The sequence below is a fragment of the Maritimibacter harenae genome (genome assembly GCF_009882975.1).
Lineage (GTDB): Bacteria > Pseudomonadota > Alphaproteobacteria > Rhodobacterales > Rhodobacteraceae > Maritimibacter > Maritimibacter harenae.
The window spans coordinates 1-219 of record NZ_WTUX01000026.1 but is presented as its reverse complement, the minus strand read 5'-3'; the positions used below and the strand labels follow the sequence as shown (position 1 = coordinate 219).

The window sequence follows — 219 nt, the reverse complement described above, 5'->3', positions numbered from 1 at the left end:
GGGATGGTGAGGCTCGATCATGCCGCGCCTCACTTCCCGCCCCAGGGCTTCAGCTTTCGTTCCAAAAAAGAGTTGGCCACCGCCAGCTCCCCGATCTTGGCGTGGAGCTCCTTCACCGGCTCTTCGTAGATCTCGGGTCTCTTGCGGCCGCCGCGCTCAAACACGCCGGACGCGCCTTCGAGCAAGGCGCGCTTCCATTGATGGATCATCGTCGGATGC

1 pseudogene is annotated in these 219 nt (G+C 63.0%); it reads right to left on the bottom strand.

What is annotated here, in order from left to right:
* Positions 1–29 precede the first annotated feature (29 nt).
* Positions 30–219, bottom strand: a pseudogene (locus GQE99_RS21335) (hypothetical protein); the annotation flags it as partial.